Here is a 16913-nt window from a genome sequence, read left to right as displayed (position 1 = left end):
GACATGTCCCTGACTGCCAATTGGTCTTACCCTACCGCCATCCGTTTCGGCGCGGGCCGGATTAAAGAGATTGCCGAGGCCTGCGCCGCCGCGGGTATCAAGAAGCCGCTGCTGGTCACCGACAAGGGGCTGGCCTATCTGCCCATCACCCAGTCCACGCTGGACCTGATGGAGGCCGAAGGTCTGGGCCGCGCGATGTTCTCAGACGTTGACCCGAACCCGACCGAGATGAACGCCGAGGCGGGCATCAAGGTCTACCGCGACGGCGGCCATGACGGTGTGATCGCCTTTGGCGGTGGCTCCGGTCTCGATCTGGGCAAGGTCATCGCCTTCATGGCGGGCCAAACCCGCCCCCTGTGGGATTTCGAGGATATCGGCGATTGGTGGACCCGCGCCGACGCCGGCGGCATCGCGCCCATCGTGGCCGTGCCGACGACCGCCGGCACAGGCTCGGAAGTGGGGCGTGCCAGCGTCATCACCAATTCCCAGACCCATGAGAAAAAGATCATCTTCCACCCCAAGATGCTCCCCGCCGTCGTGATCTGCGACCCAGAACTGACCGTCGGCATGCCGCCGATGATCACGGCAGGCACTGGGATGGATGCTTTCGCCCATTGTCTCGAAGCCTTCTGCTCGCCGCATTACCACCCGATGAGCCAAGGCATGGCGCTGGAAGGGATGCGTCTGGTCAAGGAATACCTGCCCCGCGCCTATGCCGATGGCAGTGATCTTGAGGCGCGGGGTCATATGATGTCCGCAGCCGCCATGGGCGCTACGGCGTTCCAAAAGGGGCTGGGTGCGATCCATGCCATCAGCCACCCGATCGGCGCGGTGCATCACACGCATCACGGCACCACCAACGCCGTGGTCATGCAGCCGGTTCTGCGCATGAACCGCCCCGCAATCGAGGAGCGGCTGGCCAAGGCGGCGGCCTATCTTGATATCGTGGGCGGCTCTGACGGGTTCTACGATTTCGTCGGCAAGCTGAACGAAGAGTTGAACATCCCCAGCTCGCTGACTGCCCTTGGGGTGACCGACCCCGACATCGACGCGCTGGTGGCCTCGGCCCTGCAAGACCCCAGCTGCGGTGGCAACCCCATTGAGCTTAACAAAGAGAACGTCACGCAACTGCTGCGCGACTGCTTCTGATCCAAAACAAAAAAGGGGGGCCAGATGGCCCCCCTTTCGCATTGCGCTGAATGCGCGAATTACTCGGTCGGCTCTGCCGCTTCTTCAGTCTCGGTCACTTCCGGCCCGACGGAGACCAGATAGGCCCATACGTCTTTCGCGTCTTCCTCGTCTCTCAGACGATAAGACATTTTCGACTTGGCCCGTTTCGTATCAAGATACTCGGCCAGAAACCCCTTGGGGTCGGCGACGTAGCCTGTGAAACTCTCTTCGTCCCATGTCAGCCCGGCCTCGCCCGCAGCCACGATGGAATCGCCATAGCGGTAGTCTTCGACGGACCCCGCCACGCGGTTGTAGATCCCATAAAGGTTCGGCCCCGTACGGCCCCCTTTTTGGATATCGTTGCCCTCATCATCCGAAATCATGTGGCAGCTTTTGCATTTACGAAAGACCTTTTCCCCGGCTTCGGCGTCACCGGAGGCATGGCTTTCCGCCCAAAGGGGGGTGGCCCCAAGGTAGATGGCGAAGATCGACGCGATACGCATGTTCATTGTGAGTTCCTTTGTCTGTCTGGCTTGAAACTAGCGTTTGGGGCGAAGGGGTAAAGGATGCTCACTGCGCCAAAAGGTAGCACGGGCGCAGGGCGGGCCGGTTAGCGGTTGAGACTAGGGGGAAATCCCCCGATAACTGCCGGTGAATTTCTTCTGCGCCGAGGGTGAGATGAACACAACGGTAAGCCGCATCTGATGGAGATCATGGTCCCCGCCTGGGTCGACGGCACCCTGCAACCGGTCGAAAAGCTCGCCGCGCATGAACGCGGTTTGCGGCATATGGCGGTTTCCGTTTTCGTCATCTCCAACGGCAAGCTGCTGATGCAGCAGCGCGCGCTTGGCAAATATCACACCCCCGGTCTTTGGGCGAACACCTGCTGCACGCATCCGCATTGGGATGAGCCGTCCGAGGACTGCGCCGCGCGGCGTTTGGACGAAGAGTTGGGGATCACCGGGCTGACCTTGCAGCACCGGGGCCGGGTCGAATACCGTGCCGATGTCGGCGGCGGGCTGATCGAGCATGAGGTGGTTGAGGTCTATCTCGCCCATGCCGCGCCGGATCTGACGATCATGGAAAATCCTGATGAGGTGATGGCGACGCGCTGGATCACCCTCGGCGATCTACATGCCGACCTCGCGCAGCACCCCGATGCATATACGCCTTGGCTGCGGATTTACATGGCCGAACACGAAGGTCTGATCCTTGGCGGCGGGGCGATGGAATAACAGAAAGGCGGGCCAGAGATGACCGACGACATGCAAGATCAAAAGACACGCGCGGCGGATTGGTTCCGCAAGCTTCGCGATGACATCGTTCAGGCGTTTCACCACATCGAAGCGCGTCATGTGGGCGAGGAAGAGGCCGGGCGTTTCGTGGTCAGCAACACCACCCGTACTGCCCCCGATGGATCGGACGCCGGTGGCGGTGAAATGTCCGTCATGCGCGGGGGGCGTGTGTTCGAGAAGGTGGGCGTGAATATCTCCACCGTCTACGGCGAGTTGGGCGAGCGGGCGCAGGCCGCCATGGCCGCGCGCAAGGGGTTGCCCGGCATGGCCGAAGAACCGCGCTTTTGGGCCTCGGGCATCAGTCTGGTCGCGCATATGCAAAACCCACATGTGCCAGCGGTGCATATGAACACCCGCATGTTCTGGACCCCCCATGCATGGTGGTTTGGCGGCGGTGCGGATTTGAACCCTTGTATCGAGTATGACGAGGACACCGACCATTTCCATGCCGAGATGAAGGCCGCCTGCGATCCGCATGGGGCCACGCTCTATGATGAGTTGAAGGCTTGGGCGGATGAGTATTTCTACATCCCCCATCGCAAACGCGCGCGGGGTGTGGGTGGCATCTTTTACGATGACCGCAACAGCGGCGATTGGGAGGCGGATTTCGCGCTGACACAGGATGTGGGCCGCGCGTTCCTGCCCGCCTATGTGCCCGTGGTCGACAAACGGCGCGAGATTCCGTGGGACATGGACGACAAGGACGTGCAACTGCGCCACCGGGGGATCTATGCCGAGTATAACCTCGTCTATGACCGGGGGACGAAGTTTGGTCTGGAGACGGGGCATGATCCGGATGCGGTTCTGATGAGCCTGCCGCCGATGGCGAAGTGGGTGTAAGCAGAACCTAGTCCCGGAACCAAGTCTCGGCGAGACCGAGCGGTGACGGTTACCACCTTGGCCCGGAATCAAGCCGCAGGCGCCGGGCCATCGCCTGCCCGCCCGGACGGGTAGGCGATTTGGTTAGGCTGGGCGCCCCGTGTCGGACACACATCATGGTTGAACCATAAAGTGGCTTTGACAGCCTCCGGTACGCCAACCCGCGGTCAGGCGCTGACCCTTCGGTGACGGTTACCATCCCGGCCCGGAGTCAAGCCGCAGGCGCCGGGCCATCGCCTGCCCGCCCCACCGGGTAGGCGATTTGGTAAGGTTTGGCGTGACTTCGAGGGCGCACATCAAGGCTGAAACATAAAGTGGCTATGCCAGCCGTCAGATCGCCCACCCGCGGGCAGGCGATGGCCCTTGTCTAATGAGGCTAGTTACCCCCGCGTCCCGCGCACCGTATCAATCATCAACTGCACATTCTCAGGATCCGCATCCGGCGTGATCCCATGCCCCAGATTAAAGATATGCGGCCCCTTCGACAGCGCATCGCAAATCGCCCGCGTCTCCTGCACCAGCGCATCCCCACCCGTCACCATATGCGAGGACTTCAGGTTGCCCTGCACACAGCCATGCGGCTGCACATGTTCGGCCACCCACTCGGCGCTCAGCCCGTCATCGACGGCGATGCAATCGGCCCCGGTGGCGGCATGCAAATTGGCGAAACGCGCCCCGGCTCCACGCGGAAAGGCGATCACCGGCACGCCCGGATGACGCGCCTTCAGCGCGCTGATGATCTGGCGCAGCGGCTCTGTCGAATAGCGGTCGAAATCCGTGCCTTCCAGCGATCCGGCCCAACTGTCGAAGAGCTTTACCACCTCGGCCCCCGCCTTGATCTGCATGTCGAGGTATTCGATCGTCGCCAGCGTGATCCGCTCCATCAGCGCATCGAATACCTCGGGGTTCTCGTCCTTCAGCGCGTGGGCTGGCCCTTGATCCGGCGTGCCTTTGCCCGCGATCATATAGGTCGCCACCGTCCAAGGCGCGCCTGCGAAACCGATGAGCGTCGTCTCTTCGGGCAGTTCGCGCGACAGGATGCGCACGGTCTCGTAAATCGGGGCAAGGTGGTCGTGAATGGCGTCCGCCGGTTTCAGCGCTTCCATCTCGGCCTTGGTGGTGATCGTCGACAGACGCGGCCCCTCTCCGGTGACGAACCACAGATCGGCGCCAAGCGCCTGTGGCACCAGTAGGATGTCGGCGAAAAGGATCGAAGCGTCGAAACCATAGCGGCGGATCGGTTGCAACGTCACCTCGGCGGCCAGTTCCGGGTTGTAGCACAGCGACAGGAAATCGCCCGCCTCGGCCCGGGTTGCGCGATACTCGGGCAGGTAGCGCCCGGCTTGCCGCATCATCCAGATCGGCGGCGTCGGCAGGGTTTCGCCCGCAAGGGCGCGCAGGATGGTCTTGTTCGCAGTCATTATGGCGTTCCTATTTGTGGCAAACCCGTAGGTAGCGCAGGTACAGCAGTTGTCAGTTCATGTCGACGGGGGTAGGGATGCGTCATGACGTATCAGCTTCCCACCCCGGCCCGGCCCCTCAACATCGGCACACGCGGATCGCTTCTGGCGCTCGCGCAGGCGAATGAGGTGCGCGACCGGCTCGCCGCCGCCTTCGATCTGCCGTTCGAGGCTTTCACCATCGTTGTGATCAAGACCACGGGCGACAAGATCATCGACCGCCCGCTGAAAGAGATCGGCGGCAAGGGGCTGTTCACCCGCGAGATCGAGGCCGCGCTGCTGGACGGCTCCATCGACATCGCGGTGCATTCGATGAAGGACATGCCGACACTCCAACCCGAGGGGCTGTTGATCGATACCTATCTGCCGCGCGAGGATTGGCGCGATGCTTTCATCTCGCCACATCTGAAATCCATTAGCGAGTTGCCCGAAGGCGCGGTCGTCGGCACCTCCAGCCTGCGCCGCCGCGCGCAGGTGAAACTGCGCCGCCCGGATCTGGAAGTCGTCGAATTCCGTGGCAACCTGCAAACCCGGTTGAAGAAGCTGGATGACGGTGTGGCCGAGGCGACCTTCCTCGCCATGGCCGGGCTGAACCGCTTGCAAATGGACGACGTGCCGCAGGCCGCCGTGCACCCCGACGACATGCTGCCCGCCATCGCGCAGGGGGCCATTGGGGTTGAGCGGCGCGAGGACGACAGCCGCGCCGCCGAGATGCTCTCGGCGATCCATGACCGCAAGACTGGCGAACAGCTTGCTGCCGAACGCGCGTTCCTCGCCACGCTCGATGGCTCTTGCGAGACGCCCATCGCCGGTCTGGCCGAACTCAACGGCAGCGAGATGCGCCTGCGCGGGCAGGTGCTGCGCCCCGACGGGTCTGATGCGATCGGCGATGACGTGACCTGCGCCATTTCCGACGGCGCCGCGGCGGGTGAGGCGATGGCCCGCAAGCTACTGGCCGAAGCCGGACCGGGTTTCTTTGACTGGCGCGAATGATCGGCAATCTCTTCACGCTGAAACAGCTTGAAGCGCTGATCTGGGTCGCAGACCTCGGCAGTTTCCGCCGCGCCGCCGCGCATCTGAACACGACACAGCCCAATATCTCGGCCCGGATTTCCGGGCTGGAGGCAACCTTGGGCGTCACCCTGATGCAGCGCGATGCCGGGTCGATCCGGCTCACCGAAAAGGGCACCGCCCTGCTGGCCCAAGCCCGCCGTGTCCTGCGCGAGGCCGAAGCGCTGGTCGAGACCGCCGCGCGGCCCGACCTGATCGACGACAGCCTCCGCCTTGGGGTGACCGAAGTGGTTGCCAGCACATGGCTGCGCCCCTTTCTGCGCGCTCTGGCTGAGGTCTATCCCAATCTCACTGTCGAACTTACCGTCGATCTGTCGCGCGATCTGGATCAGGAGCTTGCCGCCCATGCGCTCGACCTGACCCTGCAAACCGCACCCTTCTCGACCCCGGCGAGTGGCCAGCTGGACTTGGCGACCTATGACTACATCTGGGTGGCCGCGCCGGAATTGGCCGCCCAGATCGGCCCCGCACCCGATTTTTCCGCGATGCTGCGCCATCCGGTACTAGGCCATGCGCGCCACACGCAGGCCCATTCCGATCTTATCGGCCATTTCGACGGCACGACCGCCCCCAAGGCCCGTTTGGTGCCCTCCAGCAGCCTGTCGGCGGCGATGAACATGGTGCTCGACGGGATGGGTGTGGCGGTGATGCCGCGTGTGATGGTGGCAGCCGCGCTGGCCGATGGGGCGCTGCGGATTCTGCCCGCCGAATGGCACCCGCGCCCGCTGCAAGTCGCCGCGCGTTATCACGCGGATCGCACCCCCGCCTATGTCGCCCGCGCTGCCGAACTGGCCCGGGATTGCGCCCGAAGCTTCGATGTTGAGGATCGAAAAAATCTTTCACACCCATAGAATATAATAATTTGCACCGATGCTGTGCCCACCCCTATCCTGCGTCCAAACAGGAGTGAGACATGGCATCAACCATCCGACTGGGCGTAGACATCGGCGGCACCTTCACCGACGTGGTGCTGGAAAAGGGCGGCGAGAGTTTCTCGACCAAGGTGCTGACCACCTATGCCGCGCCCGAGAACGCGATCATCGACGGGATGCATCAGGTCTGCGCCAAGGCCGGGATCACGCCCGCCGATCTCACGCAGATCATCCACGGCACCACGCTGGCGACCAACGCGCTGATCGAACGGCGCGGGGCCAAGACCGCGCTGATCACCACCCAGGGCTTCCGCGACGTGATCGAGATGCGCACCGAAAGCCGGTTCGAGCAATATGATCTGAACCTCAACCTCCCCGAACCGCTGCTGCCGCGCCAGATGCGCTACACGGTGAGCGAGCGTGTCGATGCCACGGGGGCGGTTCTGCTGCCGCTCGACCGTGCCGAGGTCGAGGCGCTGGCGGACCGCATTGCCGAAGCGGGCTATGAAAGTGTCGCGGTCGGGCTGATCCATAGCTATCTGAACGACGCGCATGAGCGCATGGTCCGCGAGGTGTTGGAAGAGCGTCTGCCCGGCGTCATGATCTCGATCTCCTCCGAGGTCTCGCCGCAGATGCGCGAGTATGAGCGGTTCAACACCGTGGTCGCCAATGCCTATATCAAGCCGTTGATGAAGAGCTACCTCGGACGGCTCGAAGGGCGGCTGCAGGAAGAGGGGGTTTCTTGCAACATCTTCCTGATGCATTCGGGCGGCGGCATCATCTCGATCGAAAGCGCCGCCGAATTCCCGGTGCGGCTGGTGGAATCCGGCCCGGCAGGGGGGGCGGTCTTTGCCGCCAATATTGCCGCGCGCTATGGGCTCGACAAAGTGCTGAGTTTCGACATGGGCGGCACCACGGCCAAGATCTGCCTGATCAAGAACCAGACACCCAAGACCAGCCGGGTCTTCGAGGTGGCGCGGACCTATCGCTTCAAGAAAGGCTCCGGCATGCCGATCTCGATCCCTGTGATCGACATGGTGGAGATCGGCGCGGGCGGCGGCAGCCTTGCCCATGTGGACGCCATGCGGCAGATCCGCGTGGGGCCGGAAAGCGCGGGCTCCGAGCCGGGACCGGCCTGTTATGGCCGCGGCGGTCAGAAGCCCGCAGTGACCGATGCCGATCTGGTGCTGGGCAAACTCGATCCCGACAATTTCGCCGGCGGTTCGATCCGGCTCGAAACCTCCAAATCAGAGACTGCGCTGCATCAGGTCATCGGGCAGGAACTCGACATGGACGCTGCCACCGCCGCCTTCGGTCTGGCCGAGGTGGTGGACGAGAACATGGCCAATGCCGCGCGGGTCCATGCGGTGGAGAACGGCGAGGACCCCAGCGACTACACAATGATCGCCTTCGGCGGCGCGGCCCCGCTGCATGCCGGGCGGCTGTGCGAGAAGCTCGGCGTCGAGCGCCTGCTGGTGCCGCCCGGGGCCGGGGTCGGCTCGGCCATCGGTTTCCTGCGCGCGCCCTTCAGCTTCGAGGCCAACCGCTCGGTCTATATGAAGCTGTCGGATTTCGACGCGACTCGCATCAAGACGCTGCTGGCGGAACTGCGCGACGAGGCCAGGGGCTTTGTCCGCAACTGCGATGCCGGGGCCGAGATCCTGTCGGAATACAAGGTCTACATGCGCTACAGCGGGCAGGGCTGGGAGATCCCCATCGTGCTGGACGAGGCGGACGCGCTGAACCCCGATGCCGCGCGTTTCGAGGTCTTGTTTGAGGCCGATTACGCCAAGCTTTTCGGTCGCACCGTCGAGGGCTTGGACATCGAGATCACGGTTTGGTCGGTCAATGCCACCACCCCGCCCGAAGTAGTCGCGCGGGTCGCGGAAGAGACGCCGGGGAATGCGGCGGATGTGGCTCTAACACGGCGCATTTTCGACCCGGCGCTTTCTGAATACTGCGAGGCCGACGTCGTGTTGCGCGGTCAGATGGCCCCGGGCCAGACCGCCGAAGGCCCCGCCGCCATCACCGAGGATGAGACGACGATCATCCTGCCCGCCTCGCGCCGGGCGATCTGCCAGCCCGACGGCTGCATCGACATCACCGTGAAAGGGTAAGCCCATGGCACAGACACATTCCAACGTCGCCTATCAGGTCATGTGGAACCGCCTCATCTCGGTGGTCGAGGAGCAGGCGCAGGCGCTGGTGCGCACCGCCTTTTCGACCTCGGTGCGCGAGGCGGGCGACCTTTCGGCCGGGGTCTATGACACCGATGGCCGGATGCTGGCGCAGGCGGTCACCGGCACGCCGGGCCATGTCAACGCCATGGCCGACGCGGTGGCGCATTTCATCCGACGCATCGGGCGGCAGAACATCCTCGAAGGCGACGTCTATATCACCAACGACCCTTGGGAGGGGACGGGCCACCTGCATGACATCACCATGGTCACGCCCTCTTTCCACCGCGGCAAACTCGTGGGGTTCTTCGCTTGCACCGCGCATATCGTCGACATCGGCGGGCGCGGGTTCGGCGCGGATGCGGCGAGCGTCTACGAAGAAGGGCTCTATCTACCGATCATGAAGTTCGCCGATGCAGGCAAGGTCGACGAGACGCTGGTGCGGATCATCCGTGGCAATGTGCGCGAGCCGGATCAGCTGATCGGCGACATCTACGCGTTGACCACCTGCAACGAGATCGGCCATCGCCGCCTCATCGACATGATGGAAGAGTTCGCCCTCGACGATCTCACCGGCATCGCCGCCTTCATCCTCGACAACTCGCGCCGCGCCACGCTGGAGCGCATCGCCGCCCTGCCGCGCCAGCGGGCGACAGGCGAGATGACCATTGACGGGTTCGACACGCCGATCACGCTGAAGGTCACCGTGAGCATCGCCGAGGATCACATCCTATCGGATTTCGCGGGCACCAGCGGGATCGACAAGAAGGGCATCAACTGCCCGCTGGTCTATACCAAGGCCTATGCCTGCTACGCGCTGAAATGCGCCATCGCGCCGGAAATTCCTAATAACGCCGCCTCGCTGGAGCCGTTCCGGATCACCGCGCCCGAAGATACCATCGTCAACGCCGTCCACCCCGCGCCGGTGGCGCTGCGGCATATCGTGGGTCACTTCGTGCCCGATACGGTCTATGCAGCGCTGGATCAGATCCTGCCGAACCTCGTGCCGGCCGAGGGGGCAGGGTGTCTGTGCAACTTCCAAGTCAGCCTGCGCCCCCGCACCGATGCGCAAGCGCCCGCAGGCGCGCGCCGGGCCGAGGTGCTGACCTTCAACTCCGGCGGCTCGGGCGCGCGGCCGCAGCATGACGGGCTCAATGCCACGGCCTTCCCCTCGGGCGTGATGACCATGCCGGTGGAGGCCACGGAACATGCCGGTCCCGTCGTCATCTGGCGCAAGGAGTTGCGCCCCGACAGCGGCGGCGCGGGCCGCCAGCGCGGCGGGCTGGGGCAATACATGGTGGTCGGCGCACGCGAGGGGCATGAGTTCGACATGCAGGCCATGTTTGACCGCGTCGATCACCCGGCGCGCGGGCGACAGGGCGGCAAGCCCGGCGCGCCCACCACCATCGCCCGCGATGACGGCACGCCGATGCGCGGCAAGGGCAAACAGTTCGTGCCACATGGGGCGAAGGTGATGATGGCCTTCCCGGGCGGCGCCGGCTACGGCCCCGCCGAGGAACGCCCCAAGGCGCAGGTCAAACGCGACTTTCTGCGCGGCTACATCAGCGCCGAGGTGGCGGCGGCGGATTATGGTCTGAGCGCCGAGGAGATCGCCGAGGTGCAAGAGGCCATCCGCAAAGGCGCCGAACTGTGAAAGAGTGGCCGCTCAAAGGCTTATAAGCGCAAGGGGTCATTGACTGTTACAAAGCGCGGGTGTTCCTTGGCGGCATTATGCCAAAAGGAACACCCGTGATGTATGTGATTGATCCCCCCAAGCAAAGCAGCCTTGCCGTTCAAGGCACCAGCGACCGTTTTCCGGTGCGCCGTGTCTTTTGCGTGGGCCGCAACTATGAGGCGCATGTGCTTGAGATGGGCAATGACATGCGCGACCCGCCGTTCTTTTTCACCAAGCCCGCCGATGCCACGCTGGATACACCCTGTACCGTGCCCTATCCGCCGCTGACGGAGGATTTCCACTTCGAGGCAGAGCTTGTCATCGCCATCGGCAAGGGCGGCGCGAATATCGCGGAAGCCGATGTGATGGATCACATTTGGGGCGCCTCGGTGGGCATCGATTTCACCCGCCGCGATCTTCAGGCGCAGGCCAAGAAGATGGGCCGCCCGTGGGACTGGTCCAAGGCCTTTGACAACTCCGCGCCGATCGCGCCAATCCTGCCCATGGCCGATGTCCCCTCGGTCGAGAAGGGCCGCCTTTGGCTCGCGGTGAACGGCGAGATGAAGCAGGAGGCCGATCTGTCGCAGATGATCTGGTCGGTGCGGGAGCATACCGCCACCCTGTCGCAGGCCGTGACCTTGGCGCCGGGTGACATCATCATGACCGGCACGCCTGCCGGTGTCGCGGCGGTGCAGCCCGGCGATGTGATCACCGGGGGGGTCGACGGCATCTCCGAGTTTGAAGTCACCGTCGGCCCGCGCGCCTAAAGCGCGCGGCTCGGTCTAGGCCCCGGCCAGCGTGCGTTCGGCCCGCGCGCGGGCTTGGGCCGCCAGATCCGGCAGGCCGGTCTTTTCATAGACCTCGCCCAGCATCAGGTTCAGCGGCACGCCATCGGGGTCATAGGTGCGGCGCATCTCAAGCACCTGCTGCGCGGCAGAGGCCCGTCCATCGCGCACCAGCGTGTCGAGGTGGATTTGCTCGAACAGGTCACGCTGCGCATGGCTGCCGCCACATTCGCCCATGCGCGGCAGGGCCATGCCAAGCTCGCGGATCGCCGTAGTCCACTCCCCCTTGGCATGGGCGGCGATGCCCCGGGCGGCGGGCAGTGCGACCTCGGCCCATGCGGCATGGTCATGGGCGGCAGTCTCACTCGCGCGGGCGTCGATTGCGCTGAGCATCTCTGCCGCCTCGGGACGCCCGGTGCGGCAAAGGGCATAGAGATATTGAAGCGTCAGGAAGGGGCTCACCGTATCCGCCCCCCGGGCCGCCACATGGTCGGCCACATCGCCCCAACGATCGCCCACATCGACACCCGCGAATTCCATCCGCGCCAGCAGGGACACAGCGCCGACTTGGTCTTGGGAATAGTCCTTTTCCAGCCCCCAGATATGCTGGTCATAGGCGGCACGCACATCGTCGTGACGGCCCTGCGACAGGTAGAACAGCGCCAGATGCCACCAATTGTGGCTCCGCATGAAGGAGTTCAGATCGCTCCACGTCTCGGCCACGCTTTCCATGAAACGCGCGCCTTCGGCGACACGGCCTTGCGTTAGCATCACATGAGCAAGGGCGTGGTGCGCCCAAGGCTCATCATGGCGCAATTCCATCGCCCGGCGGGCAGCAGCCTCGGCCCGGTCGAGCAGATGACATTGTTCATAACCAAAGGCGATCATGCCGTGGGTATAGGCGATGTCTTCGGCCTCGGGCAGGGATTTCAACGCCATGCGCAGCATGCCTGCGGCATCGCCGGTGTTAAACAGGTGGTATTGCGCCAGTTTCAGCATCGCCAGATCGCGCGGCCATTGATCGGTGATGGCATCACAGGTGGCGACGAGGGCGGGCACATCGCCGTCGATCCAATGCCCAACGGCGCGGATCACTTCTTGTTCGCGAGCATTGGCGCCGGGGGCTGCCTTGGCGCGGTCCAGATAGGGGCGGGCCTTCTCGGGGGCGATGGGGTGTTCGAGGAACATCCACAAGAGCGCCGCATAGGCATTGACCAGCGGGCCGTCGGGGTCGGCATCGGCGGCGGCGATGATGCCCGCGGCCTTGGGTTGGTAGGACAAGAAGCCGTGGATGAAGTCATTGATCGCCTGCAAGGTTTCCGGGCGGTCGGTAGAAGTTTCCAATCCGTAAAGGTCTTGTTTCATCTCGGGTCTCCGGCGGTGTCATGGAACTGGCGCAGGTGTTGGGCAACGGCAGGGGCTGCGTCCCAATGGATCGAATGGCCCGCATCGGGCAGGGTGGTCTGGGTCACATCGGGAATTTCTGCAAAAGCCTTCTCGGCGGCGGCGCGGGGGATCAGCAGGTCTTCGGCCCCGTGGAGCACCTTGGTCGGGCAGGTCAGATCAGAGGGCCGTACCGTGGGGCGGAACCCGCGCAGCGTTTCGAGTTGATGGGCCATAGCATCCGCGCTCTGCGCATGGGGATAGGCTAGCGCTGCGGCGAGGGCGGCCTCGGTATTGTCAGGATCAGTGAAGAAACCGGGGGCGAAGATCCAAGGGTAGAGCGCGCGCAGCCAAAGCTGCTCCCCTTCCGGCGCGCGGCGCACGGCGAGCAGCGCATCGAAGACTGCCATGGTCCGGGGGGCGCGAACCGGGGCAGAGGCGAGGATGCTGAGCGCTTGGATGCGACCCGGCGCGAGGCCAAAAAGCTCCATCGCCATCAGCCCACCCATCGAATGGCCGACGACGTGAAAGGTGTCATGCCCCAGATGATCCATCAGCGCCAGCGCATCCCGCGCCATCTGCGCGACAGAGGTTTCCGCATCCCAAGGGGTCGTGCGCCCGGTGCTGCGGTTGTCGGGTCGGATCAGGGTGAAGTGATCGGACAGCAAAGGGGCGAGAGCGCCCCAACTCGCGCTGTCGCTCAGCATCCCGGCCAGCATCAAAAGCGGCGGGCCGCGCCCGTCGACCTCGTAATGAAGTGAAATATCGGAGAGGGGCAGATCAGGCATTCAACGTGCTCCAACAAGGCAAAAGATCCCCATCGGCGGGGGTGGCCGCATAGATGGCGCGGGCGATGGCGCGCGACAGGCAGAGCGCCGCGGCATGGCCGATCATCGCCACATCCCCCGCAGGCCGCGCTGCGGTGGAGAGGGAGAAGACCAGATCGCCGTCATTGGGCATATGCGCAGGCACCACGGCGCGGGCGATGCCGTCATGGGCCGCCACGGCGACGCGCTGGCATTCGGCCTTGGTCAGCGTGGCGTCGGTGGCGACGATGGCGATGGTGGTATTGGCGCGGGCCGACATGGCCGCCATTTTGCGGCTCTCGAAGCTTAGCCCCAGCCCGGCGGATGGGTCCGGCCCCAGCCCGCCGAACTCTTTGTCGATCTCAAAGGGGGCGGCGTGGAAGTAGCGGTCGCCGGGGGTGGTGACGGCGCCCACCGGATTGGCCCCGACAAGCGCGCCGACCGTGCTGCCATCTGGCAATTGCAAACTGGCGGAGCCGAGGCCCCCTTTGACCATCGCGCTCAGCGCGCCGGTGCCCGCGCCGACCGAGCCGATCTGAAAATCTTCGCCCGCCGCTTCCAAGGCTTGGCGGCCAAGATCGGCATAGGGGGTCTGCGCCCAATCCTTATCGCCGCCGTTCAGCAGATCGAAGAGGATCGCGCCGGGCACCAGCGGGATCAGCGCGTCCCCCACGCGGAAGCCGCGGCCCTGTGCACGCAGGGCATCGACCACGCCCGAACAGGCATCCAGCCCATAAGCAGAGCCGCCCGAGAGCACCAGCGCATCGACCGCCGCGACGGTCTTGTCGGGGGCCAGCAGGTCTGTCTCGCGCGTGCCGGGCGCGCCGCCCATGACGTGGACAGAGGCGGTGAAGGGCGCATCGCCGATCAGCACGGTGCTGCCGGATTTCAACCGCGCATCCTGCGCATTGCCCACCTTCAGCCCCGCCACATCGGTGATCAGGTTGCGCGGGCCGGGACGCATCGGCGCGCTCATGGCAGGCTCTTCACGTGAAACATCCCCGCAAGGGTGCACATGGGGCAGGGGGCTAACAAGGGCATCGTCACTCCGGCGTTGATTTCGGGCGGAGTTTGCGCGCTTGCTCGGCGGATGCCAAGGGCCGAGGTGGGACAGGATGCCCCCGCCGGAGGCACGCCATAAAAATGGGCGCGCAGATTGCCCCGCGCGCCGGATCCGTCCGGTGTGACCGCTTGGTTTACTTCTGCTCTTCGGCGACAGCGGCGGCGACGGCCTCTTCGAAGATAGCGAGCCCTTCTTCGACGATGGCGTCGGAAGCTGTCAGCGGGACCATCACGCGCACGGCGTTGCCATACATGCCACAGCTCAGCAGCAGCAGGCCGCGCTTCAGCGCATGGGCGATGACGCGTTTGGTGAAGTCGGCATCGGGCTTGGCGCTGTCGAAGTCGGTCACGAATTCAACGGCGACCATGGCGCCAAGGCCGCGGATGTCCCAGAACCGGAAGGGCGCGGAACGCTCGCCAATCTCGGCAAAGCGGGCTTTGAGCGTGTCGCCCATCGCGGTCGAACGGGCCAGCAGACCTTCGTCTTCGATCGCCTCGATGGCTGCCAGTGCCGCAGCGCAGGCCACAGGGTTGCCGCCATAGGTGCCGCCCAAGCCGCCGGGGGCCATCGCGTCCATCACATCGGCGCGGCCAATGACACCGGCCAGCGGATAGCCACCTGCCATGGATTTCGCCACGGTGATCAGGTCTGGCACCACGCCGGAATGCTCGATCGCGAACCATGTGCCGGTGCGGCCAAAGCCCGCCTGCACCTCGTCAGCGATCAGGAGAATGCCATGCTGGTCACAGATCGCGCGCAGCTCTTGCATCATCTCGAAAGGCACGGGGGTGTAGCCGCCTTCGCCAAGGACCGGTTCGATGATGATCGCGGCGACACGTTCGGGCTGGGCATCGGTGAGGAAGAGGTTTTTCAGCCCGGTCAGCGCGTCCTGCACGGTGATCCCGTCGCGCACAGAAGGGAAAGGCGCGCGGAAGACATCCGCGGGGAAGGGGCCGACATCTTTCTTATAGGGCGTGACCTTGCCGGTCATGCCAAGCGTCAGCAGGGTGCGGCCATGATAGCCGCCGGTAAAGGCGATGACGCCGGGGCGGCCGGTGGCAGCGCGGGCGATTTTCACCGCGTTCTCGACGGCTTCGGCACCAGTGGTGACCAGCAGCGTCTTCTTGGGCGCGTCACCGGGGGCGAGCGCGTTCAGCTTCTCGGCCAGGTCGACGTAAGGCCCATAGGGCACGACCTGAAAGCTGGTGTGGGTGTAGTGATCTTCCTGCGCCTTGGCGGCCTCGACCACCTTGGGGTGACGGTGCCCGGTGTTCAGCACGCCAATGCCGCCGACGAAGTCGATGTAGCGGTTGCCTTCCACGTCCCACAGCTCGGCGTTCTCGGCATATTTCGCGTAGATCGGCGCGGCGGAGGCGACGCCGCGCGGCACGGCGGCATCGCGGCGCGCGATGAGATCGGCGTTGGTCTGACCGTCGGGCTGGGTCGCGGGGTTGGTCTCGACCACGGAGATCTGCGGCGCGGCTTTGGCCTTGGCCGCGGATTTCCGGGGTGATTTCTTGACGGTGCTGGGCATGGAACAGATACCTTATTGCGAAAGAGAGGGGGCAGTGACGTGTCGTTTAAAAAATCCATATTCCGTTTAATATAATTGTCAATCGCGATCGCAGCCTCTATCTAACAATTCCCGTGACCCCCGGTTGACCCAAGGCCGTGCCCCGTGGCGGCGGCGCGGGGGCCTACAAAGGACAAGCCATTGAACGTCGGCGATAAACTCAGAGCGATCCGCAAGAAACATGGGCTCTCCCAACGGGAGCTTGCGGCCAAGGCCGGGCTGACCAATGGCACGATATCGCTGATCGAAAAGAACCGAACCAGCCCCTCGGTAGCCTCGCTCAAAAGCCTGTTGGACGCGATTCCCATCAGCATGGCCGAGTTTTTTGCGATTTTGGAAGAAGACGACAGCGCCAAAGTCTTCTACCGCGCGGAGGAGTTGACCGAAATCTCGCCAAGCCATCAGGGCGGCGTGTCCCTGCGCCAGTTGGGCAGTGCCGCGCATCACGCGCTTCAGGTGTTGCATGAAACCTATGAGCCCGGCGCAGATACCGGACCTGAGTTTCTGAGCCATGAGGGCGAAGAGGCCGGGGTCGTGGTGCGCGGGAGCATCGAAGTGACGGTGGATTGCGCGGTCAGCCTGCTTCATGCCGGGGATGGATATCTGTTCGACAGCCGCCTGCCGCATCGGTTCCGCAACACCGGGTCCGAGAGTTGTGAGATCGTCAGCGCCTGTACCCCGCCCAGTTTCTAGAAAAGGTGCCC

15 protein-coding genes are annotated in these 16913 nt (G+C 64.3%); 9 read left to right on the top strand and 6 right to left on the bottom strand.

Features of this window, described 5'->3' with window-relative positions; translation table 11 throughout:
• Nucleotides 1-3: 3 nt before the first annotated feature.
• Nucleotides 4-1149, top strand: coding sequence for an iron-containing alcohol dehydrogenase (locus tag FCK22_RS05805; RefSeq protein WP_067262759.1), 1146 nt, complete (start codon nt 4-6; stop codon nt 1147-1149).
• A gap of 59 nt (nt 1150-1208) precedes the next feature.
• On the opposite strand, the gene FCK22_RS05800 is transcribed toward FCK22_RS05805, so the two are convergent.
• On the bottom strand, nt 1209-1679 hold the full coding sequence (locus FCK22_RS05800) for a c-type cytochrome (RefSeq protein ID WP_067262762.1): 471 nt from the start codon (nt 1677-1679) through the stop codon (nt 1209-1211).
• Between the two features lie 195 nt (nt 1680-1874).
• On the opposite strand from FCK22_RS05800, the gene idi reads away from it, so the two are divergent.
• A complete protein-coding gene (gene idi / locus FCK22_RS05795; RefSeq protein ID WP_067262764.1) occupies nt 1875-2405 on the top strand; it encodes an isopentenyl-diphosphate Delta-isomerase in 531 nt (176 codons plus the stop codon).
• A gap of 18 nt (nt 2406-2423) precedes the next feature.
• Nucleotides 2424-3305, top strand: coding sequence for an oxygen-dependent coproporphyrinogen oxidase (gene hemF / locus FCK22_RS05790; RefSeq protein WP_067262767.1), 882 nt, complete (start codon nt 2424-2426; stop codon nt 3303-3305).
• Between the two features lie 419 nt (nt 3306-3724).
• Here the strand turns inward: hemF and hemE are convergent, their stop codons facing one another.
• Entirely contained in the window at nt 3725-4765 is a 1041-nt protein-coding gene (hemE, locus tag FCK22_RS05785; protein ID WP_067262769.1) for a uroporphyrinogen decarboxylase, read from the bottom strand.
• Between the two features lie 84 nt (nt 4766-4849).
• On the opposite strand from hemE, the gene hemC reads away from it, so the two are divergent.
• The 5 genes from hemC (at nt 4850) to FCK22_RS05760 (ending at nt 11366) form a co-directional block, all read left to right on the top strand.
• A complete protein-coding gene (gene hemC, locus FCK22_RS05780) occupies nt 4850-5797 on the top strand; it encodes a hydroxymethylbilane synthase (RefSeq protein WP_067262771.1) in 948 nt (315 codons plus the stop codon).
• Complete coding sequence (locus tag FCK22_RS05775) at nt 5794-6726, top strand: LysR family transcriptional regulator (protein ID WP_067262773.1); 933 nt, start codon at nt 5794-5796, stop codon at nt 6724-6726. The genes hemC and FCK22_RS05775 overlap by 4 nt, the downstream gene beginning before the upstream one ends.
• Nucleotides 6727-6788: 62 nt before the next feature.
• Nucleotides 6789-8864, top strand: a complete 2076-nt coding sequence (locus FCK22_RS05770) for a hydantoinase/oxoprolinase family protein (RefSeq protein ID WP_067262776.1) — start codon at nt 6789-6791, stop codon at nt 8862-8864.
• 4 nt (nt 8865-8868) lie between these two features.
• Nucleotides 8869-10578 carry a hydantoinase B/oxoprolinase family protein gene (locus FCK22_RS05765; protein ID WP_067262778.1) on the top strand — a complete coding sequence of 570 codons (1710 nt, stop codon included), beginning with the start codon at nt 8869-8871 and terminating at the stop codon, nt 10576-10578.
• 98 nt (nt 10579-10676) lie between these two features.
• Nucleotides 10677-11366: a fumarylacetoacetate hydrolase family protein gene (locus FCK22_RS05760; RefSeq protein ID WP_067262780.1), complete on the top strand. Its 690-nt coding sequence runs from the start codon at nt 10677-10679 to the stop codon at nt 11364-11366.
• Between the two features lie 15 nt (nt 11367-11381).
• On the opposite strand, the gene FCK22_RS05755 is transcribed toward FCK22_RS05760, so the two are convergent.
• The 4 genes from FCK22_RS05755 to gabT form a co-directional block, all read right to left on the bottom strand.
• Nucleotides 11382-12749, bottom strand: a complete 1368-nt coding sequence (locus FCK22_RS05755; RefSeq protein WP_067262783.1) for a tetratricopeptide repeat protein — start codon at nt 12747-12749, stop codon at nt 11382-11384.
• Entirely contained in the window at nt 12746-13555 is an 810-nt protein-coding gene (locus FCK22_RS05750; RefSeq protein ID WP_067262787.1) for an alpha/beta hydrolase, read from the bottom strand. Before FCK22_RS05750 ends, FCK22_RS05755 begins: the two co-directional genes overlap by 4 nt.
• Nucleotides 13548-14537 carry a P1 family peptidase gene (locus FCK22_RS05745; protein ID WP_067262789.1) on the bottom strand — a complete coding sequence of 330 codons (990 nt, stop codon included), beginning with the start codon at nt 14535-14537 and terminating at the stop codon, nt 13548-13550. Before FCK22_RS05745 ends, FCK22_RS05750 begins: the two co-directional genes overlap by 8 nt.
• Before the next feature lie 232 nt (nt 14538-14769).
• Nucleotides 14770-16170 carry a 4-aminobutyrate--2-oxoglutarate transaminase gene (gene gabT, locus FCK22_RS05740; RefSeq protein ID WP_197470838.1) on the bottom strand — a complete coding sequence of 467 codons (1401 nt, stop codon included), beginning with the start codon at nt 16168-16170 and terminating at the stop codon, nt 14770-14772.
• Between the two features lie 180 nt (nt 16171-16350).
• Here gabT and FCK22_RS05735 point away from each other — a divergent pair, with 180 nt between their 5' ends.
• Nucleotides 16351-16902, top strand: coding sequence for a cupin domain-containing protein (locus tag FCK22_RS05735; RefSeq protein WP_067264163.1), 552 nt, complete (start codon nt 16351-16353; stop codon nt 16900-16902).
• Nucleotides 16903-16913 lie beyond the last annotated feature (11 nt).

This window comes from Sulfitobacter sp. 15WGC (genome assembly GCF_005068605.1).
GTDB lineage: Bacteria > Pseudomonadota > Alphaproteobacteria > Rhodobacterales > Rhodobacteraceae > Sulfitobacter > Sulfitobacter faviae.
This window is presented reverse-complemented; position numbering and strand designations above follow the sequence as displayed.

Excerpts from the sequence above, each read along its gene's own strand:
- FCK22_RS05805 (WP_067262759.1), top strand. The coding sequence starts at position 4 with ATGTCCCTGACTGCCAATTGGTCTTACCCTACCGCCATCCGTTTCGGC.
- FCK22_RS05800 (WP_067262762.1), bottom strand. The coding sequence starts at position 1,679 with ATGAACATGCGTATCGCGTCGATCTTCGCCATCTACCTTGGGGCCACC.
- idi (WP_067262764.1), top strand. The coding sequence starts at position 1,875 with ATGGAGATCATGGTCCCCGCCTGGGTCGACGGCACCCTGCAACCGGTC.
- hemF (WP_067262767.1), top strand. The coding sequence starts at position 2,424 with ATGACCGACGACATGCAAGATCAAAAGACACGCGCGGCGGATTGGTTC.
- hemE (WP_067262769.1), bottom strand. The coding sequence starts at position 4,765 with ATGACTGCGAACAAGACCATCCTGCGCGCCCTTGCGGGCGAAACCCTG.
- hemC (WP_067262771.1), top strand. The coding sequence starts at position 4,850 with ATGACGTATCAGCTTCCCACCCCGGCCCGGCCCCTCAACATCGGCACA.
- FCK22_RS05775 (WP_067262773.1), top strand. The coding sequence starts at position 5,794 with ATGATCGGCAATCTCTTCACGCTGAAACAGCTTGAAGCGCTGATCTGG.
- FCK22_RS05770 (WP_067262776.1), top strand. The coding sequence starts at position 6,789 with ATGGCATCAACCATCCGACTGGGCGTAGACATCGGCGGCACCTTCACC.
- FCK22_RS05765 (WP_067262778.1), top strand. The coding sequence starts at position 8,869 with ATGGCACAGACACATTCCAACGTCGCCTATCAGGTCATGTGGAACCGC.
- FCK22_RS05760 (WP_067262780.1), top strand. The coding sequence starts at position 10,677 with ATGTATGTGATTGATCCCCCCAAGCAAAGCAGCCTTGCCGTTCAAGGC.
- FCK22_RS05755 (WP_067262783.1), bottom strand. The coding sequence starts at position 12,749 with ATGAAACAAGACCTTTACGGATTGGAAACTTCTACCGACCGCCCGGAA.
- FCK22_RS05750 (WP_067262787.1), bottom strand. The coding sequence starts at position 13,555 with ATGCCTGATCTGCCCCTCTCCGATATTTCACTTCATTACGAGGTCGAC.
- FCK22_RS05745 (WP_067262789.1), bottom strand. The coding sequence starts at position 14,537 with ATGCGTCCCGGCCCGCGCAACCTGATCACCGATGTGGCGGGGCTGAAG.
- gabT (WP_197470838.1), bottom strand. The coding sequence starts at position 16,170 with ATGCCCAGCACCGTCAAGAAATCACCCCGGAAATCCGCGGCCAAGGCC.